This is a genomic window from Curtobacterium ammoniigenes NBRC 101786 (assembly GCF_001571045.1).
GTDB lineage: Bacteria > Actinomycetota > Actinomycetes > Actinomycetales > Microbacteriaceae > Curtobacterium > Curtobacterium ammoniigenes.
On the sequence record NZ_BCSV01000003.1, the window covers coordinates 417,681 to 442,500 of the forward strand.

Consider the following 24,820-nt stretch of genomic DNA (forward strand, 5'->3'; position numbering starts at 1 on the left):
CCTGCGAGGACGCCTCGTAGCGTGAGCTCGCCGCGGTCAGGCCACCGCCTCCGCGGGCTCGCGGGTCTGTACTCGCTGGCCAACAACCGCAGAAACCCCGTCCTGCCGCATGGACACGCCGTACAGCGCATCCGCGATCTCCATCGTGCGCTTCTGATGGGTGATCACGATGAGCTGCGACGAGGCACGAAGGCGTCCGAACACCGTGAGGAGTCGACCGAGGTTCGCGTCGTCGAGCGCCGCCTCCACCTCGTCCATGATGTAGAACGGGCTCGGCCGCGCCGTGAAGATCGCGACAAGCAGCGCAATCGCCGCGAGCGAGCGCTCACCGCCGGAGAGCAGCGTGAGCCGGTCGATCTTCTTCCCCGCGGGCCGGACCTGCACATCGACGCCGGTGGTCAGCAGCGCACCGGGATCGGTGAGCGTGATCGTTCCCGATCCGCCTGGGAACAGGATCGGGAACACCTCGTCGAACGCGCGCCGCGTGTCCTCGAACGCGGCGGCGAAGATCGCCTGCATCTTGCCATCGAGCTCCTCGATGATCGTGAGCAGGTCTGCTCGGGTCTTCGTGAGGTCCGCGAGCTGCTCGGTCAGGAACGCGTGCCGCTGCTCCAACGCCTGGAACTCCTCGAGCGCCAGCGGATTGACCTTGCCGAGCTGCGCCAGATCGCGTTCCGCGTCGCGAAGCCGACGCTCCTGCTCGGCGCGCACGTACGGGACTGTCTGCGGGGAGCCGTCCTCATCCGTACCGCCGGTCGGCACCGGCTGGTCCGGCCCGTACTCAGCCACGAGCACCGATTCATCCACGCCGAGCTCGCTCGCGACACGGTCGACGAGGGACGACAGGTGCAGCCGCTTCTCATAGATCTGCATCTCGAGCCCGTGGAGCCCGTCCGCGATGGTCTGCACACGCTCGCGCAGGGATCGTTCCCGCGCTCGGATCTCGACCAGCTCGGTGTTGCGAGCGGCGCGAGCCGTCTCAGCCTCCTGCAGCGCTGCCCGTGCGGCCGCGAGCGACCGATCGATGCCGTGAGCGAGGAGCGGGAGGTCGGCGAGCACGCTCTCGGCTGTCGCCATCGCGCGACGACGCACGACCTGCGCTCGAGCGCGCTCGAGCGACGCCTGGCGTTCGGCCTCCAACTGCCGGCCGAGGCGCGCCGCGCGATCCCGTTCGCTTCGCGCCCGCTCGCGGACGGTCTCGATGACAATGCGCTGCTCGATCTCCGCGGCACGCGCCTGCTCGAGGGCAGCCGCGAGCGCCGGTCGGCCGGTCGCATCGACGACTGGGCGCGGCGTCCCTGCAAACGCGTCGACGGCGGCACGCGCGTCCGCGAGCGCGCGCTCCGCCTCGTCGGCGGCGGGGCCAGACTCGGCCAACGCCTGTTCCAGGCGCTCGACCTCCGCATGCGCCGTCGTCGCGGTCGCTCGCGCCGAGGCGCTGCTCCGGTCATACGCGGCCTTGGCCGTCGTGTACGAGCGCAGCGCGCGCTCCGCCTCGTCGGCGGCATTCCGCGACGCGTCCACCGTCGCCCGCGCGATCTGGAGGCGCTCGGTCGCCGCCGCCACGTCCGTCGCCATTGCCGCGAGCCGCATCGTCGCATCCTCATGCTGAGCGGCGATCTCGATTCGCGAGGTGCGACGTGCTCCCCCGCCACGGACAATCGTCGTCGACAGAATGTCGCCGGCGCGGGTCACGAGCGCGAGATCCGGCTGGGAGGCGAGGAGCGCCTCCGGATCGACCTGATCGGCCTCGACGATGAGTGTCCGGGACAGTAGGGCGCGGACGACTGGCGGCCCGGTGACCACGTCCGCAGCCACCGTGGTCCCGGCGGGCGCGGCAGCGAGCGAGTCCGGTGTGCCGTTGTCCGCGAGCACCGCGGTGATCGCTCCGATGTCGCTGTTCCGCGCGTAGTCGACAGCGGCGCGGGCGTCGGCGAGCGAGTCGACGACCACTGCATCGACGAGCACATCGAGCGCGGCGGCGACGGCTGCCTCATACCCGGGCGTCACCCGCATGGCGTCCGAGAGCCGTGTGCCGACCCCTGGGCGACTGGCGCTGATGAGGGCCTGGGTTCCGTCGCGGACATCGAGCGCGAGCGCGAGCGCGTGCACGCGGGCGTCGAGCGCGTCCCGCTCCCGTTCGAGCGCGTGCAGGGCGTCACGGGCGGCGTCGCGCTCGCTCTGCGCGGCCTGCTGGGCGGCGCGTGCGACCTCGAGTGCATGCGCGAGCACCGTCTCATCCGCTTCGGCGCCGGGGTCGGCGGGCAGGGCGGCGAGCGCAGCGTCCGCGAGGTCGGCCCGGGCGACGGCATCGGCGAGGGCGCGCTGTCGTCGCGCGAGGTCCGCACTGGCGGCCGCCTGTGCGGCTTCGGCTTGCTGCACGCGGTTCGCGCGCGCTTGCGCTTCGAGGTCGTGCGCGGTCACGAGCGCGCTCTGCGCGGCGATCTGCTCGTCGAGCGCGTCGAGCTCGGCGCGCGTCGTGGCGACCAGCTGGTGTGCGGCGGTGAGGTCGCCGGCGCGCCCGTCGGCTTCCGCTTCGAGGCGCGCGGCCTCGGTGCGGGATCGCTCCACCTGATCGGGCGTGACACGCGGGCCCGGCTCCGGCGCCTCGGCCTGCTGCGCCAGGAACACGAGGCGCTGCCGGGCGAGCGCACCGAGGCTCTGCACGCGCTCCTGAACGCTTTCGAGACCGTGGACCACGGTCCGAGCTCGGTCGACGTCGTCGGACACCATGGTCTGCTCGATGTGCTGCTGCCGCAGCCGGACCTGCTCGAGCTGCTCCTGCACGACGATCCGTTCGGACTTCTGCCCCGTTTCGACGCCCAGGTGCTCCGCGAGTTCGTGCCGGAGGCGCACCGCGTCCTCCGCCATGATCCTCGCCTTGGCATCGCGCGCGACCGCGGCGACGGTCTGCGCGCGGCGTGCCACCTCGGCCTGCCGTCCGAGCGGCTTCAGCTGCCGACGGAGCTCGCCCGCAAGGTCGGAGAGCCGGGTGAGATTGGTCTGCATCGCCTCGAGCTTGCGAACGGTCTTCTCTTTGCGACGACGGTGCTTGAGAATCCCGGCGGCTTCCTCGATGAACCCGCGTCGATCCTCCGGGGTGGCGTGCAGCACGCGGTCGAGTTGTCCCTGACCGACGATGACATGCATCTCTCGCCCGAGCCCGGTGTCGCTGAGGAGCTCCTGGACATCCAGGAGACGACACGACTCGCCGTTGATCGCGTATTCGCTCCCACCGTTGCGGAACAGCGTGCGGGAAATCGTGACCTCGGTGTACTCGATCGGCAGGGCCCCGTCGCTGTTGTCGATCGTCAGAGTGACCTGCGCCCGACCGAGGGGCCCCCGTGTCGAGGTTCCGGCGAAGATGACGTCTTCCATCTTTCCGCCGCGCAGGGTCTTCGCGCCCTGTTCGCCCATGACCCAGGCGAGCGCGTCGACGACGTTGGACTTGCCGGACCCGTTCGGACCGACGATGCAGGTCACTCCCGGTTCCAGTGCGAAGGTGGTCGGCTGGGCGAACGACTTGAAGCCCCGCAGGGTCAGGCTCTTCAAGTACACGGCACTCCTGACGACGAATCGTGCGGTCAGGCTAACGCAGCGCAGCGCGTGGACGGCGCTGGCACACGGGGCATCGATGACTCGAGCGGTTCATGAAGGCTTCGCGAACGATGGTCGCGCCACAGCGCCGGCACGGCCTCCCCTGCTGCCCGTAGACCGCGAGGCGCTGCGAGAAGTACCCCGACTGTCCGTTGACGTTGACGTACTGCGCGTCGAAGCTCGTTCCACCATCCTCGAGGGCGCGCCGGAGCACGCTGCGCACCTCGTCGAGGAGCACCCGGACGCGCGCGCGCGGAAGCCGATCGCCCGGCCATTCGCCGTGGAGGCGCGCCCCCCAGAGCGACTCGTCGGCGTAGATGTTGCCGATGCCGCTGACGATTCCCTGGTCAAGGAGGATCCGCTTGATGCCGGAACGCCGACGACCCACCAGTGCGACGAAGCGATCGTCATCGAACGCTGGGTCGAGCGGATCGCGCGCGATGTGTGACACCTGCTGCGGGATGCGGCGACGCCAGGTTGCGTTCGAATCCACGGCATCGGCTCTGCCCGCGTAGCCGGCCGGTTCGTCGTCGATCGTCGGCAGCATCGGGTCGATCGCCATGGAACCGAAGGTGCGCTGGTCGACGAACACGAGTTGCACGGGCGCCTCGCGAGCACCGGCGGCATCGACCGTGACCGGCGCAACGTCGAGCACGATCCGCGCGTGCGTCGGGAGCGCGACATCAGCGTCGCGGCGGAGCAGGATCTGACCGCTCATGCCGAGGTGTGCGACGAGCGCCTCGTCCGCGGACAGCGGCATCCAGATGAATTTTCCGCGGCGGACGGCGGCGGCGATGGTTCGACCGACGAGGCGTTCCGTGAAATCAGCGGCTGACCCGTCGTGGCGCGTGAGCGCGCGCGGGTCTCGAACAACCGCGTCGAGGATCGTGGCACCGGTCACCGCCGGTTCGAGGCCGGCCCGAACGACCTCGACCTCTGGGAGCTCCGGCACCTAGGCGGTCCGCTCCGCTCGGCCGGAGAGACGGGTCCATGCGTCCAGCGCGGCCGCCATCTCTGCGCTCTTCTTGCTGGAGCCCGTTCCGACGGATACCTCGTCGCCCGCGAGGACGACTGTCGCGTGGAAGGTCTTGTCGTGGTCGGGGCCTTCGTCGGCGATCCGATACACGGGGTTGCCGAGGCCGAGCGACGCCGCCAGCTCTTGCAGGCTGGTCTTCGGATCCATTGCCGCCCCGAACCGCTCCGGGTCGACGAAGAGCGGGTCGACGAGCCGGAGCACGAGATCGGTCGTCGCGTCCGGCCCGGCGGAGAGGAACGACGCCCCGATGATCGCCTCGACCGTGTCCGCGAGGATCGACGACTTGTCGCGTCCGCCCGTCAGAATCTCGCCGCGACCGAGGTGAACGTACTCGCCGAGGCCGATCATTCTCGCGATCTCGGCGAGGGCGACGGTCGACACGAGACTGGCGCGGCGCTTGGCGAGTTCGCCCTCATCGAGGTCTGGGAAGGATCGGAAGAGCTTGACGGTGACCGCCTGGCCCAGGATCGAGTCGCCCAGGAACTCAAGACGTTCGTTGTGCGCGAGGCCGCCGTGCTCATACGCGTACGACCGATGCGTCAGCGCGACCTCGAGCAGGTCCAGGTCGATGTCGGCGCCGAGGATGTCCCGGAGACGCGCAACGTCCGGTTGCGCGGGCGAAACGCCAGCGGAACCGGACGAAGCGGACATCAGTGAACGTCGATCAGACGTCAGCGACCTTGCGGCCCTTGTACTCCATGTACAGCGGGGTGCCCGCGGAGTCTTCGACGACCCGCGCGCGGTGCGGGAGGCTGTAGACGACCTTGCCGTTCTCGATGGTCTTGACGAGCGCGATGGGCGCCGCCTTCCACTGCGAGCGGCGTGCGTGGGTGTTCGCGCGGGACTGCTTGCGCTTGGGAACGGCCATGGGTTTCTCTCTCTGTTTCGTCAGCTCGCGCTGAACATCAGGTCCTCGTGGGCTGGCGCTGGACTGTCAGCGCTCGGTCGGCTCGGCGTCGGTGTTCGCTCCGCCGTTCGCGCGCAGTTCCTGCAGCGCCGCCCACCGGGGGTCGATCTGCTCAGGAGCCGCACGCTCGCCGACGTCAGCCAGACGCTCACCCGTTACCGGGTCAAGGCCTGGACAGTCCGGTCGGCAGACCGGCTGGAACGGAAGCGACAGCACTACCGCGTCTCGAACCACTGGTTCACAATCCACGTGATCATCGTGAACCTGGTAGTCGAAATCCTCCGAAGCATCATACGCGAACAGTTCGGCGAAATCGACCTCGACCGGTTCGGTGATCTCGATCAGGCACCGACTGCATGCGCCGACGGCCTCTGCGCTCGCGTGCCCGCTGACGAGGATTCCCTCGTGCAGACTCTCCAGACGGAGATCGAGTTGCAGCGTCGCGCCCTCGGGAACGACGATCTGCCCGGCGCCCAGCGTCTCTGGAACCGTGATGTCACGTTCGAGCGTGCGCATCTCGCCGGGACGCTGCGCGAGGTCGCGGATACGGATGGCGTACGGGTTCGAGGCCGGGCTGGACACGGTTGACCAGCCTACCGCGTGACCGTCGAAGCGGCGGCAGATCGGCGACCAGACGCCGCCATGAACGCCGTCAGCGCGCTGCGAGCGCCGCTGCGACAACGCGCGGCACGTACGGCGTCACGTCGCCGCCGAGTGACGACACCTGCCGGATCAGCGAGCTGGACACGTGCGACCGGCCCGCGTCCGGGAGCAGGAACACCGTCTCGACGTCGGCAAGGTGCCGGTTCATGATCGCCATCGGCGTCTCATACGCGACGTCCTCGCCGGAGCGCACGCCCTTCACGAGGACGGTCGCCCCGACGGACCGGCAGTAGTCGACGAGCAGCCCGGCGGTCCATTCGCCGACACGGACATCGCCGACTTCGCCGAGTTCCTCCAGGGAGGCGCGGATCAGTCGCACGCGCTCGCCCGCTTCGAACATGGCCGGCTTCTTGTCCGGGTTGTGCACGACGAGCACGTGGACCTGCTCGAAGATCTGCGCTGCCCGACGGATCACGTCGAGGTGACCGAGGGTGACCGGGTCGAACGAGCCGGGCACGACAGCGATCTGGGTCATGCGCCGAGCCTATCGGCGACGGGCGAATGCCCTCAGCTCTTGCCGAGGAACGCCTCGTCATCCGCCGCGAGGCGTCGCGCAATCGCCTCGGCGAGCGCCGGGTGCGCGTCGAGCGTCGGATCCGCGCCGAGCAGACGTTCGGCCTCCTGTCGGGCGTCCACGATGACCTCTGCGTCACGAACGACGCGGAGGAACACCAGCGACGAGCGTCCGCCGGACTGCCGTTCGCCGAGCACGTCGCCCTCGCGACGGAGCTCGAGGTCGATTCGCGCGAGTTCGAACCCGTCATTCGACGCGGCGACCGCATCGACGCGCTCACGAGACGGGCTTTCGGCTTCCGCCTGCGTGACCAGCAGACAGACGCCGGCGTGTTCCCCCCGCCCGATTCGACCGCGGAGTTGGTGCAGTTGGGAGACCCCGAAACGATCCGCGTCGAGCACGACCATGACCGAGGCGTTCGGCACGTCGACACCGACCTCGATGACGGTCGTGGCGACGATCACGTCGATCTCGCCGCGCGCGAACGCGGACATCACCCGATCTTTGTCGTCGGCGCTCAATCGTCCGTGCAATGCCTCCACCCGGCGGCCAGCAAAGGCCGGCATCGCACGGATGCGCTCGAGGGTGCCGACCACCGTGGCTGGGCCGGCGGCAGCCGAAGCGCTGTCGGGTCGCCCCCCGTCAGCCGCTTCGGCCCGCGACCGCGCCGAGCGCTGCGCGTCGACGTCGGCCAGAGGCAGTACGGACTCGTCATCCTCCGCGGTCGCATCGTCGATCGCGGGGCAGACGACGAACGCCTGCCGCCCCGCGTCGAGCTCTTCGCGGGTGCGACTCCAGATCCGCGCCTCCCAGCCCGGATGTTCCCGGAGCGGGACCGTGAATGTCTCGACGCCGGGGCGCCCCGCGGGCACCGCCTCGATCGTCGACACGTCGAGGTCGCCGAAGACTGTCATGGCGACAGTGCGGGGAATGGGCGTCGCGGTGAGGACGAGGACGTGCGGCGGAACGCGACCCTTCGTGCGCAGAGCCTCCCGCTGTTCGACCCCGAAGCGGTGCTGCTCGTCCACCACGACAAGGCCGAGGTCCGCGAAGTCGACACGATCGCCGAGCAGCGCATGGGTGCCGACGACGATCCGTGACCCACCCGACGCCGCAGCGAGCAGGGCACGCTGCCGCTCCTTCGACCCTTGCGAGCCGGTGACGATGACCGGCCGGAGCTCCGCCTGCAGATCGGGGCCGAGGAACCGCGCGAGGGAGCGCAGGTGCTGCGCGGCAAGCACTTCCGTCGGGGCGATGAGCGCCGACTGCCCACCGGACTCGGCGACCGTGAGCATCGCGCGAATCGCGACGAGCGTCTTCCCGGAACCGACCTCGCCCTGAACGAGCCGGTGCATCGGCCACTCCGCGGCGAGATCCGCGCCGATCGCGTCGCCGACCGCCTCCTGGTCGGGCGTCAGCGTGAACGGCAGACGCGCATCGAAGCGTTCGAGCAGCCCGCCGGGTCGCGTCACCCGCGGCGTCGCGGCGGTTTCGCGCAGCTCGAGTCGGCGCCGGACCAGCGCGGTCTGCAGCACCAGCGCCTCCCGATAGCGCAGTGCCGCGCGAGCCCGAGCGACGTCCGCGATGCGCTCGGGTCGGTGCAACAGTTCGAGCGCGCGGCGGTACGGCACCAGGTCCAGTCGGGCGCGCACGGTCGGATCGATGGGATCCTCGAGCTCGGGCAGGGTGTCGAGCACGACCCCGATGGCGCGCGCGATCTGCCATGACGCGAGCGACGATGTCGCCGGGTAGATCGGCACCGGTTGCTGCGCGCGGCGCATCGCCTCGGCGGTGAGCGCGGCATCGCCGGACGTCGTCCCGGCGTCGGCGTGACCATCGTCGTCGAAGAGCTCGTAGTCGGGGTGCGCGAGCTGCCGCGCGCCGCGATAGTCACCGACCTTGCCCGCGAAGATGCCGCGAACGCCGGGAACAAGGTCGCGGGCGCGCCAGCCTTGATTGAAGAACGTGAGTGTGAGGAAGCGGCCGGCGCCGTCGCCGATCTTCGCCTCGAGGATGGAACCGCGCCGCGCGCGCATCGAGCGTTCCTGCACCGCGACGACCTCGGCCACGATGGTCACGGACTCGCCGATCGCGAGCTCGTCCAGCGCAGTCAGGGCTCCGCGCTCGGCGTACCGGCGCGGTGCGTGGTCGAGTAGTTCACCCACCGTGCGGTAGCCGAACGCGCGCTCGAACGCCGTCGCGGTGCGGCCTCCGAGGACCGCCGACAGCCGCTCATCGAGCGCGGAGGCCGCGCCGGTTGCGGAACGCGTGGGCATGCTCCAACGGTAGCCCGCCCCACCGACCGATACCGTTGCTGGCATGACGCGCATCATCGCCGGCGCTGCAGGCTCGCTGACGCTCCGCGTTCCACGGTCCGGCACTCGCCCGACGAGCGATCGCGTCCGAGAAGCGATCTTCTCCTCCCTGGAAGCGCGGGACCTGCTGGACGGTGCCGCGGTGCTGGACCTGTTCGCGGGAACCGGCGCGCTCGGGCTTGAGGCAGCCTCCCGCGGTGCTGCCGAGGTCACGCTCGTCGACGGCGCTGCAGCGGCGGTCGCAGTGTGTCGGCAGAACGCGCACGCCGTGACCGGGCGCCTCGGCGACGCGGCATCGATCGCCGTCGTCGGCCAGCCTGCGGCGGCGTACCTCCGCACCACCACCCGAATGTTCGACCTGGTGTTCATCGACCCGCCGTACGAGGGCACCGCAGCCGAGCTCGACGCGGTTCTGGCGGCGCTTGCGGCGCATCTCACCCCGGACGCGCTCGTCGTCGTCGAGCGCGCGAAGCGATCGCCGGAACCGGGGTGGCCGTCGTCCCTCGAGCGGGTCGCACGCCGCGCGTACGGCGAGACGATCGTGTGGGAGGCGCGTCCCGCCTCCCCCTGATCGGCGTGGGTCCGTCAGCCGGTCGCGCCATCCCAATCGGTGTACGGGTCCCAGCCGATCGGATCGACCGGCGCGCCCGCGCGCGTCACGGCTGTCGCGCTCCGCGCCACGACCCGGCCGATCGCCCGGAACGGCGCCGGCAGGTCGGCATCGGACGGAAATGTTGCGAGGAGTCCGTGGTCCTCGCCGCCGTACAGCTCAGGGCCGTCGGGCACGGTCGCGGGATCGAGTTCGATCGTGACGGCGCTCGCGTCCGCGAGCCGGCTCGCGTCGATCGCGAGGCCGTCCGAGAGGTCGAGCATCGCCGTCGCCCCCGCACGGCTCGCATGAACGCCGCTCTCGACCGGCGGACGCGGTCGCCGCTGGCGGGCCACAGCCTCCCGCGCGCCCTCATCCGCATTCGCCAGCCAATCGGCCAGCACCGAGGCGTCCGGCGTGCCGCGCTCGTCGACCCCGTGCCGGAACAGCATCGCAAGCCCGCGGGCAGCGACACCGAGCGCTCCAGCGACGGCGACGACATCGCCGACGGACGCACCGGACCGGAGAACCGGAGCTCCCCCGTCGAGGTCGCCGAGCGCCGTGACCGTCACCGTGAACGTCTCCGATGTCGAGAGATCGCCGCCGACGACACCGCACCCGGGAGCGAGCGCGTCGCATGCGGCCCGTAGCCCGTCGGCAAAGCCCTCCAACACCGCGACGGGTGTGGTCGGCGGGACGGCGAGCGCGACGAGCAGCGCGGTCGGCCGCGCGCCCATGGCGGCCACGTCCGACAGGTTCGTCGCCGCGGCCTTCCAGCCGAGGTCCTCCGGACCCGACCACGCGAACCGGAAGTCAGGGCCGTGGACCATCATGTCGGTCGTGATCACCGTTCGGCCGTCCGGCACTCGAACGACGGCGCAGTCGTCCCCCGGTCCGACGATCGCCGCATCCCCGGACCGGAGGCGCGCCACGATCCGCGCGAGCACCGCACGTTCCCCGAGCGCCCCGACCGTCCCATCGGCGCCGACCGCCGCATCCGTCTCCTGCACGCTCAAACGCTAGCCTGGAGGCGATGGACCGGTCCCGCATACGACTCCCGCTGGTGCTCACGGCGGCCGCCGTCCTCGTCGTCGGCCTGACCGGGTGCGCGGGCACGGTCAGCATGGGCGCCGCTCCGTCCGCGAACGCCGTCGCCTGCGCCGGCGCGCAAGTACGCCTCCCCGGCACCGTCGACGGAACGCTCCGGCAGCGCACCACGAACGCGCAGTCCACGGCCGCATGGGGAACGCCCACCGCCGTCCTCTACCGCTGCGGCGTCGCCGTCCCCGTCGTGTCGAACCTGCCGTGCTTCACGCTCGACCAGATCGACTGGATCCGCGACGCACGCGGCAACGACGTGATCTACACGACCTACGGTCGTAATCCCGCCGTGCAGGTCGTCATCGACAGCACTCGGGCGACACCATCGGTCCTGCAGGACATCGGCACGGCCGTCGGGACGCTTCCGCGGAACGGACTCCGCTGCCTCGCACCGTCGGACGCGGCGACGCCGGCAGGCTAACGTTCCGCAGCCAGGCCGAGCTCGATGAGCTCCGCGACGAGCTCCGAGTACGGGAGACCGGTCGCCGCCCAGCATCGCGGGTACATCGACAGCGGGGTGAAGCCCGGCATCGTGTTGATCTCGTTCACGACGAATCCGTCGTCCGTGAGGAACGTGTCGACCCGGGCGAGACCTGCGCACCCGAGCACCTCGAACGCGCGCGCGGCGATCGACCGCACCGCATCCGAGTCGGTCTCGCTGAGCGGCGCGGGACACCGCAGCTGCTCATCGCCGCCGAGGTACTTCGCGGCGAAATCGTAGAACCCGTCCGGAGCGACGACGATCTCGCCAGGGACGCTCGTGCGAGGGGTTCCATCGCGACCCTCGAGCACCGCGACCTCGATCTCGCGGCCGACGATCCGCGGCTCGATGATCACGGTGCTGTCGTGCTCGAACGCGAGATCGAGCGCTGGAGCGAGCGCGGACGGCTCGTCCACTCGCGAGACGCCCATGCTCGACCCGGCACGGGCGGGCTTCACGAACAGCGGGAAGCCGTGCGCGGCAGCGGACTCAGCCACGGCCTCCCGATCGGCGACCCACTCACGGCGCCGAACAGCGGCCCACGGTGCGACACGAATGCCCGCGGTCTGCAGCACCCGCTTCGACATCGCTTTGTCCATGCCGAGCGCGCTGGCGAGCACGCCGTCCCCGACGTACGGCATCCCGACGAGCTCGAGCATGCCCTGCACGGTGCCGTCTTCACCGAACGGGCCGTGCAGGATCGGGAACACCACATCCACCGGTCCGAGCGAGGCCGTCACGCCGTTCGCGTCGACCACGGTGAGTTCCCGCGATCCGGCACGATCCGGGAGGCGCACACGGCTGCCGTTGTCGGCCACCGTCGGCAGGACGGTCGCGCCGTGCTCGTCGGTGCCGAGCGCCCAGGAGGCCGGATCGTCCGTCTGCAGCGTCCATGCACCGTCCCGGGTGATCCCGACGGGGATGATCCGAAAGCGGTCGGGATCGATGGCGGCCATGATGCCACCGGCGGTGACGCAGCTGATCTCGTGTTCGCTGGAGCGGCCACCGAACAGGACGGCGACGGTGGTCGGGCTCGGCATCTACTCCCCTTGCGGTTCGTCGGTCTCGGTGAGGTGCGGGGCGATGTTCCGCGGATCGAGCCTACCGGCGAGCACCTCGCCGACCTGCGACACGATGGGCATGTCTACGCCGTTCGCGGCTGCGAGCGTGAGGATCGGCGCAACCGATGCGAGCCCCTCCGCTGTCTGGTTCATGGCGCGCACGACTTCGTCGAACCGATATCCCTGACCGAGGAGCCGACCGGCCGTGTTGTTCCGCGAGAGCGGCGACTGACAGGTCGCGATGAGGTCGCCGAGGCCCGCGAGACCGGACAACGTCGACGGTTGCGCGCCGAGGGACACCGCGAACTCGGTCATCTCGGCGAGGCCGCGGGTGATGATCGACGCCTTCGTGTTCTCGCCGTAGCCGACGCCGTCCACGATGCCGATCGCCACCGCGATGAGGTTCTTGAGGACACCGCCGAACTCCGTGCCGATGACGTCCGTGTTGATGAACGACCGGAAGTACGGGTTCGTCGCCACCGCGGCGACGGCGGTCGCGGTCTCGATGCTCGTGGATGAGACGACGGCTGCGGTCGGCTGCCGTCGCGCGATCTCCAGCGCGAGGTTCGGGCCGCTCGCCACCGCGATCCGGTCCTCGTCGATGGCGAGCCCGTCACGGAGCACCTCGCTCATCCGCAGGCCCGTCGACTGCTCCACGCCCTTCATCAGCGAGACGACCGGCACCGTCGGCGGCAGCAGCGGCGCGAGCTCGATGAGGTTCTCGCGAAGGCTCTGGCTCGGCACCGAGATGTACACCTGCTCCGCCCCGTCGAGCACCTCCGCGAGGGAGGTCGACGCGGTGATCGTACGGGGCAGGTTGATGCCGGGCAGGTACCCCGAGTTCCGCTTCGTCTCGGTGATCTCGCGGGCGACCTCCGGTCGTCGGGCACCGATCGTGACGGTCGCGCCGCCCTCCGCGAGGACCTTCGCGAACGTGGTCCCCCAGCTCCCGGCACCGATCACGGCGACGCGGCGCGACTGCGCCGTCCGCATCACCACGCGGATCGCCGCAGTGTCGACAGCGCCCGGAGCGGCCTCGATCGGATCTTGGCGGGAGTGGTTGGGCTGCAGGGCCGGGTCGCTCAAAACCGTCCGGTCTCTTTCTGGTTGTTCGCCGCGGGATCCCAGCGCGTCGCCGGCGCGCGCTCGCCGCGGAGCTCTTCGACGAGCGCCGTGATCGCCTGCATGAGTTCTTCGGTCGCCTGCTGCAGCAGGTGCTGGTCGATCGGCTTGCCACGGTACCGGGAGAGGTCGAGGGGCTCGCCGATGATCACATCGACACGGGTGCGTGGGAAGAGCCGGAGCTTCTTGCCGTAGCGCGGCATGATCCCCTGCGTCCCCCAGTGCGCCATCGGGATGAGCGGCACATCGTTCTCGAGCGCGATCCGGACGGCACCGGTCTTGCCGCGCATCGGCCAGAGATCGGGGTCGCGGGTGAGCGTGCCCTCCGGATAGACGATGAGGCCGCCGCCGTGGGTGACGAGGGATCCGCCTCCCGCCAGCGGATCGCTTCCCCGCGTGCGGCCGGAGCGCTCCACCGGGATGTCACCCATACCGCGCATCAGCGCACCGAGGACCGGCACCCGGAAGAGCGACGCCTTCGCCAGGTACTGCGGCAGCCGACGGTGCAGGTAGACGGCGGTCCCGACGACGAGCGGATCGATGTTCGTGAAGTGGTTCGGCGCGACGACGAACGCGCCGGTCGCCGGAAGCCGGCGCTCACCGTGCCAGTGAAAATGGGCGGCGAATCGGAACGTCGGAATGACGAACGTCGCGACGATCCGGAACGCCGTGTTCAGCTCGCCGCGGCGCCAGCGGCGTCCCGGGACCGGGAGGCCCGTGGTCACCCGGTCTGACCTGCGCACCGCCGCCTCGTCCCGCGCTCCGCCCACGTCGATGGGATCGGGGCTGGTCATCGCTCAGCCGGCGAAGTCGAAGTCGGCGCCGAGCTTGCGCAGCTTCGGAATGAAGTGCTCGTAGCCGCGGCTGATGATGCCGACGTTGGTGATGTGCGACTCCCCCTCCGCGGTGAGGGCCGCGATGAGGTGGCTGAACCCGCCTCGGAGGTCGGGGACGCGCACATTCGCGCCGTGCAGCTTCGTCGGACCGGTGATGACGGCGGCCTGCTCGAACGGGCGCCGGGCGACACGACGGTCATGGCCCGGCAGACCTTCCTTGTGGACCACGATGTCCGCGCCCATCTCATTGAGCGCGTCAGTGAACCCGAATCGGTTCTCGTAGACGGTCTCGTGCACGACGCTCCGGCCTTCGGCCTGGGTGAGGGCGACCACGAGGGGCTGCTGCCAGTCCGTCATGAATCCGGGGTGCACGTCCGTCTCGATGACCACGGGCTTCAGGACGTCGAGCTCGCGGTAGAAGCGGATGCCGTCTTCGACGATGTCGAATCCGCCGCCGACCTTCCGGAACACGTTCAGGAACGTCATGAGGTCTTGCTGCTTCGCGCCCTCGACGAAGATGTCACCGTTCGTCGCCAGCGCTGCGGAGGCCCAGCTCGCCGCTTCGTTCCGGTCGTTGATCGCGCGGTGCGTGTATCCGCGCAGCTTCCGGACGCCCTCGATGAAGATGACGCGGTTCGGCTCCACCGAGACCACGGCGCCCATCTTCTGCAGGATGGCGATCAGGTCCATGATCTCGGGCTCGATCGCAGCGTTCCGGAGCTCGGTCACTCCTTCGGCGAGCACCGCCGACAAGAGCACCTGCTCGGTGGCGCCGACGCTGGGGTAGGGCAGCTCGATGTTCGCGCCCTTGAGACCGTTCGGCGCCGTGATGTGGATGCCGGACAGCTGCTTGTCGACCACCGCGCCCATCGCGCGGAGCGCGTCGAGGTGGAAGTCGATCGGTCGGTCACCGATGCGGCAGCCCCCGAGGTCGGGAATGAACGCCTCGCCGAGCCGGTGCAGGAGCGGCCCGCAGAACAGGATCGGGATACGGCTCGACCCTGCGTGCGCGTCGATCTCCGCGAAGTGCGCCGACTCGACGTTGGACGGGTCGAGGATCAGCTCGCCGCGCGCCGGGTCAGTGATCCGCACGCCGTGCACGCCGAGGAGACCGCGGACGACGCCGACGTCGGCGATGTCGGGCACGTCCTTCAGGATCGAGGGCGTCTCGCCCAGGAGCGCGGCAACCATGGCCTTGGTGGCGAGGTTCTTGGCCCCGCGGACTTCGACGCGTCCGACCAGCGGTTTCCCGCCGCGGATGACGATCTCGTCCGACTTGAGCCCGACCTGGGCTCCGGCCGCCGCTGCGTCCTGTACGAGTGAGTTCACTTAGTTCACCGGCAATGTCTCTGGCCGCCATCGTGCGCGGCGCTGTTCGAACTCCGTGATCGCGGGTTCGTCACGGAGGGTGAGCCCGATGTCATCGAGCCCTTCCATCAACCGCCACTGAGTGTAAGCGTCGATCTCGAACGTCGTGTCCACCGACCCCACCGACACGCGTTTGTTCGGGAGATCCACGGTCGCCTCGATCCCCGGGTTCGCGTCGATCTCGGCCCAGATCCGCTCGACCTCGGGCTCCGCGACGAGCGCGGTGACGAGGCCCTGCTTGCCGGCGTTGCCCCGGAAGATGTCCCCGAAACGCGGTGCGATCACCACGCGGAAGCCGAAGTCGCGCAGCGCCCACACGGCGTGCTCCCGGCTCGAGCCGGTGCCGAAATCGGGGCCGGCGACGAGAATGGACGCGCCACGGAACTCGGGCCGATTGATGACGAACTCCGGGTCCTGTCGCCATGCCGCGAAGAGTGCGTCCTCGAAGCCGGTCTTCGTGACGCGCTTCAGGTAGACCGCTGGGATGATCTGGTCCGTGTCGACGTTCGAGCGCTTGAGCGGCGCCGCGATTCCCGTGACGATATCGATCTTGTCCATCAGCGAGCTCCTTCGTTCGTGACTGAGACTGCGGGTTCGGCGTCGTCCACGGCCGCGCGTGCGTCATCTTCGCCGAGGTCCCACGGACTCGACAGGGTTCCGCGAATCGCCGTGGCGGCGGCGACCAGCGGCGAGACCAGGTGCGTCCGGCCTCCCTTGCCCTGTCGACCTTCGAAATTCCGGTTCGAGGTCGATGCGCAGCGTTCGCCAGGGGCCAGCTGATCCGGATTCATGCCGAGACACATGGAGCACCCGGCAAATCGCCATTCTGCGCCGAATTCGGTGAAGACCTTGTCGAGCCCCTCGGCTTCGGCCTCGAGGCGGACGCGAGCGGACCCGGGAACGACCATGACGCGAACGCCGTCAGCCTTCTTCCGACCGCGGACGATCGATGCGAACGCGCGGAGATCCTCGATGCGCGAGTTGGTGCACGAGCCCATGAAGACCGCGTCGACCGCGATCGACTTCATCGGCATGCCGGGGGCGATGTCCATATAGGCGAGGGCACGCTCCGCTGCCGCGCGGTCGTTCGGGTCGTCGAAGTCCGCGGGATCCGGCACCGAGTCGGAGAGCGACACGCCCTGGCCAGGGTTCGTCCCCCAGGTCACGAACGGCTCGAGCGCATCGGCGTCGATGAAGACCTCCGCGTCGAACACGGCGTCGTCATCGGTGCGGAGCGTCTCCCAGTAGGCCACCGCTTCGTCCCAGGCGGCACCGGTCGGCGCATGGGCGCGACCCTGCACGTAGTCGTACGTGGTCTGATCGGGCGCGACCATCCCCGCTCGCGCGCCCGCTTCGATCGACATGTTGCAGATCGTCATGCGCCCCTCCATCGACAGGGCGCGGATCGCGGAGCCACGGTATTCGAGCACGTAGCCCTGGCCGCCGCCCGTACCGATCTTTGCGATGACCGCGAGGATGATGTCCTTCGCCGTCACGCCGGGGCGCAGCTCACCCTCGACCGTGATCGCCATCGTCTTGAACGGCTTCAGCGGCAGTGTCTGCGTGGCAAGCACGTGCTCGACCTCGCTCGTACCGATGCCGAACGCCATCGCACCGAAGGCGCCGTGGGTCGACGTGTGGGAGTCGCCGCACACGACGGTGATTCCCGGCATCGTCAGCCCGAGTTGCGGCCCGACGACGTGCACGATGCCCTGCTCTGCGTCCCCGAGCGGGTGGAGCCGGACGCCGAACTCGGCGCAGTTCCGTCGGAGCGTCTCGATCTGGGTGCGGCTCGTCGGATCCTCGATCGGCTTGTCGATCGCGAGCGTCGGCGTGTTGTGGTCTTCGGTCGCGATCGTCAGGTCGGGCCGTCGGACCGGGCGGCCGGCCTGCCGGAGACCGTCGAAGGCCTGGGGGCTCGTCACCTCATGCACAAGGTGAAGGTCGATGTAGAGCAGGTCCGGCGTGCCGTTCTCCCCCTTGACCACGACGTGGTCGTCCCAGACCTTCTCGGCGAGCGTCCTACCCATGAGCCCGTTCCTCTTTTCGCGTCATTCATCCGCGTCAGTGCGGCGTCCGGCGAGTGTAGCACCGTTGGTATACCAATTAAGGCTGTCCCATCCTCGAGGGTTCTGCGCCCGGGAGGCACCAGAATGAACGGGTCATGACGCAGCACTCGGCCTCCACACCCACCCGTCAGCCGATCCCGCGTTCCCGCAACCTTGAGGGGGCGGTCCGCGCGGCGGCGGCAGGGGGCGTTCCGCTCGTCGTGCTCGTGATCCTCGGGATGCAGCAATATGCCGCGTTCGCCCTGTTCGCGGGATTCACGGCGATCTTCGGCGCCCGCGAACAGTACCGGCATCGGATCGTCACCACGACGAGCGCCGGCATCCTGCAGGTCCTGTGCATGCTCGGCGGTCTCGCGATCGGCATGGCACACGCGGCGCTCTGGGTGGAGGCGCTCGGGCTCGTCGCGGTCCTCATCGTCTCGTGTGCGCTGCTCACCGTGCTCGGGACGATTCCCGCGCAGCCGATCTTCCCCGTGTTCGCATTCCTCGTCGCAGCGCTCGTCCCGCTCCGGGCCACCGAACTTCCCGGGGCACTCCTCGTCATCGTCGCCTCGGTGGTGTTCGCATGGTGCGTCGCCCTGTCCGGCGCGGTCCTGCGGCGGCTGTTCGGGAGGCGCCACCCGCGCTGGTTCCGTCAGCTCGCTCCCGAGCCGCGGCGGTCGCTCACGGTCCTCCGACAGTCGGCACTGTGGGAGACCGTCGGGCTGAACGTGGTCGGCGCGCTGATCGCCGGGGCGATCGCGGTGAGCCTTCCCGGTCTCGGGCACCCGTACTGGGCCGTCGTCGCGGTCGTGTCGACCCTCCCCGCGATGCGTCAGCGGCACACCGTGCAGCGGTCGCTGCATCGCGTGCTCGGGACCTACGGTGGCGTCATCATCGCCGTGCTCGTGCTGTCGCTGCATCCCGACGTGTGGTGGGTGGTCGTGCTCGCGTTCCTCGGCCAGTTCGGTGCGGAGATCTTCGTCGCGAAGAACTATGCCGTGGCCCTGCTGTTCCTCACGCCGCTGGCGTTGAGCGTCTCGTGGTTGAGCCTGCCGGAGGCGCCGGCTGCCCTCGCACTCGATCGCACGGTGCAGACGACGCTCGGCGCGCCGATCAGCGTCCTCCTGCTCCTCGCCGGCCGCGCGGTGGAGCGTCGGCGCGGGCGGGCACTCGGCGTCACGTCGAGCATCCGCACGGTCTGAGGCACTTCAGGCGCGGTGCGCGGCAGCGTCAGCGCGGACGGACGTTCCAACTGTCGAGCACCGGGCGGCCGTGTTCGTATCCGAGTGTCGACACCGATGCGGTCGTCAGGTAGAGGACTGCACCGTCGTGCGGCGCGAGTCGGATCCACGCCGCGCCGATCGCGCGGAGCACGTGGCCGTGCGCCACGAAGACGGCATCCTTGCCGTCGGCGAGCACCGGACGCGCGCGGTCGAGCACCCGCTCGGCGCGAACGCGCACCTCGGCGGCGTTCTCCCCGGGGGTGTCACCCGCGGGGACGCCGTCATCCCAGAGGTCCCATGGCCCGTGGCGGAGGACGCGGATCTGTGGTGTCGTCAGGCCTTCGTAGGCGCCGTAGTCCCACTCCATGAGGTCGTCGTCGATCTCCGCGTCCACGCCGATGTAGCGCGCTGTGTCCTGCGCACGTTGCAATGGCGATGTGAGCGCGAGCGCGAACGTCCGATCCGCCAGATACCGTCCGGCGCGCTTGGCCTGCTCGATGCCGTTCTCGGTCAGCGGAATGTCGGTGCGACCGGTGTGCTGGCCGCTCTTGGACCACTCGGTCTCTCCATGACGGACGAGAACGAGCTCACCGGGGCGATCCGTGGTCATGCGATCCTTCCGAGCAGGAGGCCGAGCACTGCTGCTGCGACCGACACGACGAGCATGCCGAGACCGTTCAGCACGCCGAGCACGGGGCGGCCCGCGCGCATCAGCTGCACGGTCTCGACGCTCGCCGTGGAGAACGTCGTGTACCCACCCATCATGCCCGTACCAAGCGCAGCCGCGGCCAGGGATGGCAGCAGCCCGGCCCCCGAGAGGCCGGTGATGAACCCGAGCAGCAGCGAGCCCGACACGTTGATGAGGATCGTGCCCACGGGCAGCGGCGTGCGCGTGCGTGCCTTGACGGCACCGTCCAGCGCGAGCCGACCGGCCGCACCGACGCCCCCGCCGACGGCGACGAGCACAAGGCTCAGCACGCTCATCGCACAGCCTCCTCGCTCGGTGTCCGCGCGGAGAGCCGTGCGGCGGCCACGATCCCAAGCGCCGCCGCGACGACTCCCGACACGACGGTCAGGCCCGCATACCCCGCCCCCGGACCCCAGCGCCCTTCGACGAGCAGCTTCGCCGTGTCGACTGCGAGCGTCGAGTACGTCGTGAACCCGCCGAGCACGCCGGTACCGATGAGGAGGCGCACCCGCCGTCGCCTGCCGATGTCAGGTCCGCGACGCGCGAGCGACTCGATCAGGCCCCCAAGTGCGAAGGCGCCGATGACGTTGATCCAGAAGATGATCCACGAGATGCCGTGAGCGTCCGGAAATGCCGCGGCGAGCACCGCCCGTACGGCGGTGCCGACTGCACCGCCGAGCGCGACGAGGCCGATCGACGACCACCGGAGATGCACCGGACGCTGCGACGACGCTCGGGACAGCGCCAGCGAGTCGGAGTCGGAGTCGGGGTCGATCGTCTCGATCGTCTCCGCCGCGGTGTGGGACGTGCCGCTGTCGACGCGGTCATCGCTTACCGGCTCGGCTCCGATCGGCTGATGATCGCCGCCGTGCGGCTCGGGTTGGGCGGACATGGTGCTCCTATCGCCGGGACAGGCACGCAGCGGTGCACCCAGGAGCGGATGCGATTCGCGTGCGAGCGAATGCGGGATAGGGACCGTTGGCGTCGTCGCGGTTTGGTCCGGCAGGCCCCACTGCCGGGTCGGGAGACGCTGCAAGGCTACCGGAAAACAACGAATCCCTCGCCAGAGCGAGGGATTCGGATGTTGCTGCGACGCGTTCTGTCACGACCATTCGGTGGTGACCCCAGCGGGATTCGAACCCGCGTTACCGCCGTGAGAGGGCGGCGTACTAGGCCGCTATACGATGGGGCCGTTTTGGCAACTCGAAGAGTATGGCACAGCACCGCCACCTGCAGCAAAACGGGCATACGGTGGCCGGGTGTCGCCACAGGTTCGGATCGGGCTGTCGGGCTGGCAGTACGACGCGTGGCGCGGTGATTTCTATCCGGAGCGGCTGCCGAAGCGCCGTTGGCTCGAGTACGTCGGGGAACGATTTCCCACCGTCGAGTTGAACGGCTCGTTCTATTCGCTCCAGCGGCCATCGCGCTATCGCGCTTGGGCTGCGGCGGTGCCGTCGGGCTTCTCGTTCGCCGTCAAAGGCGGTCGATTCCTCACACACATGCTGCATCTCCGGACGCCGCATCAGGGGTTGGCGAACTTCTTCGCGTCAGGCGTCCTCGAACTCGGTGACCGGCTCGGACCGGTGCTGTGGCAGCTGCCGGACGGCTTCGCTCCGGACCCGGCTCTCCTCGAGGGGTTCTGCGCGGGCCTCCCCCGCACCTTCGGGGCCGCGCGCCGGTTGGCGAGCGACCATGACGACCGCGTGCATCTCGACCCGGGCGACGAGGACGGGACGCGACCACAGCCTCCCGACAGTGCGCCCATCCGTGCGGCCCTGGAGATCCGCGACCCACGCGCCGTGACGGAGGCGCATCTCGCGATCCTGCGTGAGCACGGCATCGCGCTCGTCGACAGTCACGCGGGGCCTGCTTGGTCGCGATTCACCCACGACACCGGGGCATCGTTCGCGTATCTGCGACTGCATGGCGCGCCGCGTGTCTACGCGGACGGCTATTCTCCGCAAGCCCTCGGGGTGTGGGCATCCCGCATCGCCGCCCATATCCGCGCCGGACGCGATGTGTTCGTGTACTTCGACAACGATGCCGAGCGGCACGCCCCCTGGGATGCGCTCGCACTGCAACGGATCGTCCGGCAACGCGGGTTGCCCTCGGCGTAGCGTGCCGGTATGCGCGTCACGAAGCTGGAACATGCGTGTCTGATCGTGACCGAGGGCGACGCCGCTCTCGTTATCGATCCCGGCAACTACACCCGTCCTGTCGATGCGAGCGGTGTCGTCGCGGTGGTGATCACCCACGAGCATCCGGATCACATCACGAGCGAGCAGCTGCGTCGGATCCTCGGCACCAATCCGGAGGCCGTGGTGCTAGGACCGCCGGGCGTCGCGTCTGCGCTTCGCGCCGAAGTGCCCGACGTGGCGGTGGACGTCATCGGCGATGGCGCGCTCCGGACCGTCGGCCCGTTCACCCTTCGGTTCTTCGGGACGAAGCACGAGCGCATTCACGCATCGGTGCCGCTCGTGGACAACACGGGCGTGCTGATCAACGATCGGCTGTTCTATCCCGGCGACGCCTATACGAACCCGGGCGTTCCGGTCGACCTCCTCGTCTGTCCCGTCGGAGCGCCGTGGTTGAAGGTCGGCGAGATGATGGACTACGTCAGCTCGGTAGCTCCGGCCCGCTCGATGCCGACGCACGAGGGGACCCTGTCCGCTGCTGGGTTCGACCAGGCGACGATGCGCCTTGCGCAAGCCACCGAACCGCACGGGACGGCGGTGATCGTCCGCGCCGGCGAGTCCATCACCGTGTGAGGCGGACGACATGAGCACATCGACGAGACTGCAGCGCCTCGCGCTGACCTGGCCGTGGGCGGCAATCCTCCTGATCACGAGCGGCTTCCAATTCGGCCGCGGTGCGCCCGTCGACGGCATCGTCTTCGCCGGCGTCGCGGTCGCGCTCGTGATCGACGCGCTCATCACCTCGCGCCGTCGCACGCGCCGACGGCGCCGACCGCTCCTTCGGCTTCCGGAGCAGTCGTTCACCTGGCGCGCCACCGTCGTCGTCGGGCTCCTCGTCGCCGCCGGGGTCGGTGTCGCGGCCCCGCAGTCGATCGTCGCGCTCGTCGCCGTTGTCGCCGCCGGCGTGCTCGCCTCAATCCTCGCCTGGCCCCGTGACCGCCCGATGCGGGCGCTCCACGATGCCACGGCACGGAGCGCCGGGCTCTGGGCAGTCCTCATCGTCGCGCTCTGCACGTGGGAGCTGCTGAACTTCTTCCTCGGCGTCGGCTCTGCGCGCGCCGACTGGCAGCATCCGGCGCTGTCCGACCTCATCGCTCCGCTCCTCGACAATCGCGTCGTGCGCGGGCTCGGTTTCGCGATCTGGCTCGCGGCGGGTGCGGCGCTCATTCGGCACGGGGTCGGGGTCGGGACCGACCGCGGGCTCGGGAGGCGCGTCGGCAGCGGGCGCCGCGGGCCACACCGGCGACGCCTCGCCCGGACCGACGGGGAGCGGCGATGATGCACGTCCTCACCACCATCGTGTACGCGACGATCGGGTTGGCGGGGCTCACGCTCGTCATCGTCTCGCGCCGGATACCGGATCGGATCGCGCCCGCATCGACGCTCCTCAACCGTGTGCTCAGGACGCGCGCGGCGCGCATCACCGTGCTGACGTTCTGGTGGTGGCTCGGCTGGCACTTCTTCGTGTCGGGACCGTGACCAGCCGCCCGACCGTGCGGGCGGCCGTCCGGGGTAGCTCGCCCGTCAGTCGGACTCGTCGTCCGGGGTGGCTCGCCCGTCAGTCGGACTCGCCGTCCGGGGTAGCTCGCCCGTCAGTCGGACTCGTCGTCCGGTGGCACCGTGAACCGGTCGAGGAACGCGTCGTCGTCCGGCGACTGAATCATGACGATGTCACCTGCCTGGAGGGCCGCCTCGGCATGCAACGGAAGGTTCCGCCCGTCGCGACTCGCCATCGAGAGCCACGCCGTCCCTCCCGTCTGCAGGGATGCGACAGTCGCACCGTCCGCATCGGACCCTTCATCGACGATGAGTCGGTGCATGTTGGTCGGCGGATGCGCGAACCGAATGTCGAGGGCGAACGGTCGTGGTTCGACCTCACGCATCGCAACCTTGCCGATCCGCGCGAACAGCGGGACGAGACTCCCCTGCAGCAGCACCGACACGAAGACGACCACGAAGATCATCGCGTAGACACCGGACGCGCCGGGCACGCCAGCGCTGAGGATCGTGAGTCCGAGCAGGATCGGCACGGCGCCGCGGAGGCCGGACCAGAGGAGGAACAGACGCTCTCCGCCGGTGAGCCGGATCGGGAGCGACACCGCGCCGACGAGCACCGGCCGAATCACGAACACGAGCAACGCGGCGAGCACGATTCCGCCGATGAGCACGTCGGGCCGGAACACGGTCTGCAGACGGATCGTGAGCCCGAGCATAACGAACGCGGTGATCTCAGCGAGGCTGGAGACGCCGCTCGCGAACCCGACGATGTCCGTCTTATAAGGGGCTCGAGCGTCGCCGATGGCGATGCCCGCGACAAGTACTGCAAGGAACCCCGACCCGTGGGCCAGGTCCGCCGCCCCGTAGAGGAACGCGGCGGACGCGATCGCGAGCACCGACGCGAGCGACTCACTCGGAAGCACGAACCGCTGGAGGACCTCGCGAAGCACCAGCCCTCCGACGATGCCCACCGCCGCACCGACGACGAGCTGCAGCCCGAACGTCAGGACGCCGGTTCCGATCGCCTGCATGCCGCCGCCGGACGCGGCCAGGAGGCTCGTCACGATCGCGATGCCCACCGGGTCGTTCGCACCGGATTCACCCTCGAGCATCGTCCCGACGCGGCCGGTGATCTCGCGTTGGCCGAGCACCGAGAAGACGGCAGCCGGGTCAGTCGGTGAGAGGGCTGCTCCGACAAGGAGGGCGAGCCTCCAGTCCAGTCCGAGCAGGAAGTGCGCGACGAGCACGATGGCCGCAGCGGTCACGAGCGTGCCGACGACGCCCAACCAGACGATCGGTGCTGCGGAGGCGCGGAACCGCCGCCAACCGATCTTCATCCCCCCGTCGAACAGGATGAATACGAGTGCGATGGACACGATCCGATCGTCGAGGCTCCGGCCGGCCTCGCTGACGGGTGGGAGCGCGAGCGCGGCGACCGCCGCGGCCGCGAGGAAGAACACTGGCGCCGGCACACGGAGCCATCGGCTGAGCTTCTGCGAGAACACGGCGAGGATGATTGCCGCTGCCGCGACGGCGACGAGGACGGAGAAGGGCAGCGTCGACATGGGACTCCTCA

General features: G+C 69.7%; 25 protein-coding genes and 1 tRNA gene. 7 read left to right on the plus strand and 19 right to left on the minus strand.

The features are described from left to right. Positions 1-36: 36 nt before the first annotated feature. From smc to CAM01S_RS08945, 7 genes are all read right to left on the minus strand, one after another. Entirely contained in the window at positions 37-3,558 is a 3,522-nt protein-coding gene (gene smc, locus CAM01S_RS08915) for a chromosome segregation protein SMC (RefSeq protein WP_066519798.1), read from the minus strand. Positions 3,559-3,589: 31 nt separating this feature from the next. Beyond that, positions 3,590-4,549 (minus strand): bifunctional DNA-formamidopyrimidine glycosylase/DNA-(apurinic or apyrimidinic site) lyase, encoded by a 960-nt coding sequence (mutM, locus tag CAM01S_RS08920; protein WP_066519800.1) that lies wholly within the window; start codon positions 4,547-4,549, stop codon positions 3,590-3,592. Beyond that, complete coding sequence (gene rnc, locus CAM01S_RS08925) at positions 4,550-5,284, minus strand: ribonuclease III (RefSeq protein ID WP_066519808.1); 735 nt, start codon at positions 5,282-5,284, stop codon at positions 4,550-4,552. It abuts the gene before it with no gap. A 13-nt stretch (positions 5,285-5,297) separates the two neighbouring features. Next, the gene (gene rpmF / locus CAM01S_RS08930) at positions 5,298-5,501 is read right to left on the minus strand and encodes a 50S ribosomal protein L32 (protein WP_066519812.1); all 204 of its coding nucleotides are present in this window, start codon (positions 5,499-5,501) and stop codon (positions 5,298-5,300) included. A 66-nt stretch (positions 5,502-5,567) separates the two neighbouring features. Then, positions 5,568-6,122 (minus strand): YceD family protein, encoded by a 555-nt coding sequence (locus tag CAM01S_RS08935; protein ID WP_066520039.1) that lies wholly within the window; start codon positions 6,120-6,122, stop codon positions 5,568-5,570. 70 nt (positions 6,123-6,192) lie between these two features. Continuing rightward, positions 6,193-6,678 carry a pantetheine-phosphate adenylyltransferase gene (coaD, locus tag CAM01S_RS08940; RefSeq protein WP_066519814.1) on the minus strand — a complete coding sequence of 162 codons (486 nt, stop codon included), beginning with the start codon at positions 6,676-6,678 and terminating at the stop codon, positions 6,193-6,195. A 32-nt stretch (positions 6,679-6,710) separates the two neighbouring features. Then, a complete protein-coding gene (locus CAM01S_RS08945; RefSeq protein WP_066520041.1) occupies positions 6,711-8,993 on the minus strand; it encodes an ATP-dependent DNA helicase RecG in 2,283 nt (760 codons plus the stop codon). A 43-nt stretch (positions 8,994-9,036) separates the two neighbouring features. Here CAM01S_RS08945 and rsmD point away from each other — a divergent pair, with 43 nt between their 5' ends. Further along, positions 9,037-9,603 (plus strand): 16S rRNA (guanine(966)-N(2))-methyltransferase RsmD, encoded by a 567-nt coding sequence (rsmD, locus tag CAM01S_RS08950; protein ID WP_066519818.1) that lies wholly within the window; start codon positions 9,037-9,039, stop codon positions 9,601-9,603. Positions 9,604-9,617: 14 nt separating this feature from the next. Here the strand turns inward: rsmD and thiL are convergent, their stop codons facing one another. Continuing rightward, positions 9,618-10,637, minus strand: a complete 1,020-nt coding sequence (gene thiL / locus CAM01S_RS08955; protein ID WP_066519820.1) for a thiamine-phosphate kinase — start codon at positions 10,635-10,637, stop codon at positions 9,618-9,620. A gap of 17 nt (positions 10,638-10,654) precedes the next feature. Here thiL and CAM01S_RS08960 point away from each other — a divergent pair, with 17 nt between their 5' ends. Continuing rightward, positions 10,655-11,143: a DUF3515 family protein gene (locus tag CAM01S_RS08960; RefSeq protein WP_066519822.1), complete on the plus strand. Its 489-nt coding sequence runs from the start codon at positions 10,655-10,657 to the stop codon at positions 11,141-11,143. Here CAM01S_RS08960 and CAM01S_RS08965 read toward each other — a convergent pair. The 6 genes from CAM01S_RS08965 to leuC all read right to left on the minus strand — a co-directional run bounded on the left by CAM01S_RS08965 (position 11,140) and on the right by leuC (position 17,620). After that, complete coding sequence (locus CAM01S_RS08965) at positions 11,140-12,243, minus strand: D-alanine--D-alanine ligase family protein (RefSeq protein WP_066519825.1); 1,104 nt, start codon at positions 12,241-12,243, stop codon at positions 11,140-11,142. The genes CAM01S_RS08960 and CAM01S_RS08965 overlap by 4 nt on opposite strands. Beyond that, a complete protein-coding gene (locus CAM01S_RS08970; RefSeq protein ID WP_066520043.1) occupies positions 12,244-13,257 on the minus strand; it encodes an NAD(P)H-dependent glycerol-3-phosphate dehydrogenase in 1,014 nt (337 codons plus the stop codon). Positions 13,258-13,346: 89 nt separating this feature from the next. Further along, positions 13,347-14,180, minus strand: a complete 834-nt coding sequence (locus CAM01S_RS08975) for a lysophospholipid acyltransferase family protein (protein ID WP_083527888.1) — start codon at positions 14,178-14,180, stop codon at positions 13,347-13,349. A gap of 3 nt (positions 14,181-14,183) precedes the next feature. Continuing rightward, on the minus strand, positions 14,184-15,551 hold the full coding sequence (gene murA / locus CAM01S_RS08980; protein ID WP_066519828.1) for a UDP-N-acetylglucosamine 1-carboxyvinyltransferase: 1,368 nt from the start codon (positions 15,549-15,551) through the stop codon (positions 14,184-14,186). Then, the gene (leuD, locus tag CAM01S_RS08985) at positions 15,552-16,148 is read right to left on the minus strand and encodes a 3-isopropylmalate dehydratase small subunit (protein ID WP_066519831.1); all 597 of its coding nucleotides are present in this window, start codon (positions 16,146-16,148) and stop codon (positions 15,552-15,554) included. After that, positions 16,148-17,620, minus strand: coding sequence for a 3-isopropylmalate dehydratase large subunit (gene leuC, locus CAM01S_RS08990; protein ID WP_066519833.1), 1,473 nt, complete (start codon positions 17,618-17,620; stop codon positions 16,148-16,150). Before leuC ends, leuD begins: the two co-directional genes overlap by 1 nt. Positions 17,621-17,754: 134 nt before the next feature. On the opposite strand from leuC, the gene CAM01S_RS08995 reads away from it, so the two are divergent. Beyond that, positions 17,755-18,843, plus strand: coding sequence for an FUSC family protein (locus CAM01S_RS08995; RefSeq protein ID WP_066519835.1), 1,089 nt, complete (start codon positions 17,755-17,757; stop codon positions 18,841-18,843). A gap of 28 nt (positions 18,844-18,871) precedes the next feature. Here CAM01S_RS08995 and CAM01S_RS09000 read toward each other — a convergent pair whose 3' ends face one another. The 4 genes from CAM01S_RS09000 to CAM01S_RS09015 all read right to left on the minus strand — a co-directional run bounded on the left by CAM01S_RS09000 (position 18,872) and on the right by CAM01S_RS09015 (position 20,744). Beyond that, positions 18,872-19,474, minus strand: a complete 603-nt coding sequence (locus CAM01S_RS09000) for a histidine phosphatase family protein (protein WP_066519841.1) — start codon at positions 19,472-19,474, stop codon at positions 18,872-18,874. After that, entirely contained in the window at positions 19,471-19,848 is a 378-nt protein-coding gene (locus CAM01S_RS09005; protein ID WP_066519842.1) for a fluoride efflux transporter FluC, read from the minus strand. Before CAM01S_RS09005 ends, CAM01S_RS09000 begins: the two co-directional genes overlap by 4 nt. Further along, positions 19,845-20,444, minus strand: coding sequence for a fluoride efflux transporter FluC (locus tag CAM01S_RS09010; RefSeq protein WP_083527889.1), 600 nt, complete (start codon positions 20,442-20,444; stop codon positions 19,845-19,847). Before CAM01S_RS09010 ends, CAM01S_RS09005 begins: the two co-directional genes overlap by 4 nt. A gap of 224 nt (positions 20,445-20,668) precedes the next feature. Then, a tRNA-Glu gene (locus tag CAM01S_RS09015) sits at positions 20,669-20,744 on the minus strand. Positions 20,745-20,811: 67 nt separating this feature from the next. Here CAM01S_RS09015 and CAM01S_RS09020 point away from each other — a divergent pair. The 4 genes from CAM01S_RS09020 to CAM01S_RS09035 are packed head-to-tail and all read left to right on the plus strand — an operon-like array spanning position 20,812 to position 23,226. Beyond that, complete coding sequence (locus CAM01S_RS09020) at positions 20,812-21,669, plus strand: DUF72 domain-containing protein (protein WP_066519845.1); 858 nt, start codon at positions 20,812-20,814, stop codon at positions 21,667-21,669. Between the two features lie 9 nt (positions 21,670-21,678). Beyond that, the gene (locus tag CAM01S_RS09025) at positions 21,679-22,320 is read left to right on the plus strand and encodes an MBL fold metallo-hydrolase (RefSeq protein ID WP_066519846.1); all 642 of its coding nucleotides are present in this window, start codon (positions 21,679-21,681) and stop codon (positions 22,318-22,320) included. A gap of 10 nt (positions 22,321-22,330) precedes the next feature. Then, entirely contained in the window at positions 22,331-23,026 is a 696-nt protein-coding gene (locus CAM01S_RS09030; RefSeq protein ID WP_066519850.1) for a hypothetical protein, read from the plus strand. After that, on the plus strand, positions 23,023-23,226 hold the full coding sequence (locus CAM01S_RS09035) for a DUF6186 family protein (RefSeq protein WP_066519851.1): 204 nt from the start codon (positions 23,023-23,025) through the stop codon (positions 23,224-23,226). The genes CAM01S_RS09030 and CAM01S_RS09035 overlap by 4 nt, the downstream gene beginning before the upstream one ends. Before the next feature lie 113 nt (positions 23,227-23,339). On the opposite strand, the gene CAM01S_RS09040 is transcribed toward CAM01S_RS09035, so the two are convergent. Beyond that, positions 23,340-24,809, minus strand: coding sequence for a cation:proton antiporter domain-containing protein (locus CAM01S_RS09040; RefSeq protein WP_066519852.1), 1,470 nt, complete (start codon positions 24,807-24,809; stop codon positions 23,340-23,342). Between the last annotated feature and the right edge of the window lie 11 nt (positions 24,810-24,820).